Origin of the sequence: Okeania sp. SIO2B9, assembly GCF_010672505.1 — a bacterium.
GTDB classification, from domain to species: Bacteria; Cyanobacteriota; Cyanobacteriia; order Cyanobacteriales; family Microcoleaceae; genus Okeania; species Okeania hirsuta.
This window is the reverse complement of the sequence record NZ_JAAHGK010001499.1, coordinates 1-1667: the sequence shown is the minus strand read 5'-3', so window position 1 is coordinate 1667 and position 1667 is coordinate 1. Positions and strand designations below refer to the sequence as shown.

Below are 1667 nucleotides of genomic sequence, written 5' to 3'. Positions count from 1 at the left end.
TCTTCAGTAAGTTCTCTACTAGCAGCTACTTCAGGAATTTCTACTTGAGGATTAAAAGATCCTGCGGGTAGCTCTAATAAGACTTTACCAACTCCATGTCTATATTGACGGACAAATACAATTTCTTGTCGAACAGTTACAGGAAAAACAAGAGCAATATCTGGTCTAACATTAACAAAAAAATCATCTATAATTTTGCCATTCGGTAATTCAACTTCATCCTGTCTTACCTGACACCATTTATTATTAATTACTAACCTAGATTGTAAAAGCTTCCATTTTTTTAAATTAGTCATAAATCAATAGATATGAGTAACCATTTAATCAATTCAACTAGACCCAGAAAGGATGCAGTGGACATGGCAAGAACCCACATTCCGCACCACAAAATGTAACATCAAAATATAAGTCAAAAGTCAAAAGTAAGAAATAAGAAGTAAGAAATAAGAAATAAGAAGAAAATTATAGTGGTCAATAGGAGTCAAGGATTCAGTAAGTATTTATGCTGGCATATTTAACTGAGAATTTGACTCCCGATCGAGGTAAATGAAGATAATTTATATAGTATAAATACTTAAGCAAGCTACGGATTTTATACTAATTTTCATGTGACAAATTGAAGTGCCGAATGTGGGCAAGAATATCAAAATTCTGATTACATCCGATTTTTAGAGATTATCTGGCAGTAACTCTTTAAATAAATTATTTAACTCTTGAGGATGAATCGGAGAAAGTATAGCATCATCTAAAATAACAGCAGCTCCAAAATGTCGATTGTGTAAAATTTCCCAGTCAATAATAGTTAAATGATTGCGTGTCATAAAGGGCAGTTTTCTATGCCAATGTATCTTCATTTCTAATACTGACCCCCCACCTTCTCTCTCTGCTAACGAAATTGGTTCTGTTTTGTCAAACTCTCCGTGGGGATGAATAATTAATATAGCTAATTTCCCAATTTCATTCCTTTTACTGTTGAGATTTTTCTGTAAATCTAAAGCTAATTTATCGGCTGATTTTTGACTTTGCCCTACGGTAATTTGCAAATCATTTTGTGCAGACAAGCTAAATCCTGAGAGAATATTTTCTGCATTAGCTACAGGTAGATTAAAGTTAGGTATTGCAACTGATAATAAAATCAAAACTATAGCCAAGATGAGAGAATTTACCTTGTTAATCATTGGTTTGAAGACAAAATAACGCATAAATAAATAAAAGCTGAAAATTGAAATAAGTCTAGAAACTTATAGCATTTTAAAATAAGATGTCAAACAACTGTTGGTGATTTTCTGACATTAAAAAGTCCTGGAAACCTTTTTACCGAAAAATTGTTGTCTAAAGCTTCCCCTTTTAAGGGGATCAAAAAAAAGATAATTCCGTATTTCAAGTCTCCTTATTGCAGAGGTACTGATAACTGATAACTGAAATGACACCGATGTTTTTCTTTTCTTTTATCTATCAATTTCTGCTGTATGTTTTTCTCGTTCCAACTTAAATACATTATCTTCCAGATTAAGTGGAATTAGTTCTCTAAATCAATCATTTAACTCTTATACCAATTTTATGTGAGAGTAGGTGTTAGGTCTTAGGTGTTATACCAATTTTATTTTAGGTGGCTCACAATTATTTTTTCCTTCTTCCTTCTTCCTTCTTACTTCTTCTTAATATTT

The 1667-nt window shown here is 31.9% G+C and carries 2 protein-coding genes; both read right to left on the bottom strand.

Features of this window, described 5'->3' with window-relative positions; all coding sequences use genetic code 11:
• A partial coding sequence (locus tag F6K13_RS32035; RefSeq protein ID WP_287289729.1) for an NUDIX hydrolase occupies window positions 1–296 on the bottom strand: 296 nt, incomplete at its 3' end.
• Between the two features lie 372 nt (window positions 297–668).
• Window positions 669–1178, bottom strand: coding sequence for a hypothetical protein (locus F6K13_RS32030; protein ID WP_124146174.1), 510 nt, complete (start codon window positions 1176–1178; stop codon window positions 669–671).
• Window positions 1179–1667 lie beyond the last annotated feature (489 nt).